General features: G+C 65.2%; 1 protein-coding gene. It reads right to left on the reverse strand.

Annotated features, from left to right (window positions below):
• Positions 1-250: hypothetical protein (locus SB754_RS21925; protein WP_410784414.1), on the reverse strand; the 250-nt coding region annotated here is incomplete at both ends.

Raw genomic sequence — 250 nt, forward strand, 5'->3', positions numbered from 1 at the left:
GCGTTGCGGAATCGGTGGCGAGGGTGGATTCGAGGAGCCGGATGTCCCCCAGGTCCACGGCGTTGACCAGCAGGGCCGCTTCCTCCAGCGCCGGAGTCTGGAAGTTGCGTTCATCGCGCCAGTAGCCGAGGAAGATGTGCCTGTTCATCAGCCACAGGTTGGCCTGCAGGCCGGCGAATTCCAGGGCTGCCGCGAGGATGACGGTGGTGTCCATGCAGGTGCCGAACTTGCCGTTGAGCACCTGCTCGGG

It is taken from the genome of Leifsonia sp. SIMBA_070, assembly GCF_046534635.1.
Lineage (GTDB): Bacteria > Actinomycetota > Actinomycetes > Actinomycetales > Microbacteriaceae > Leifsonia.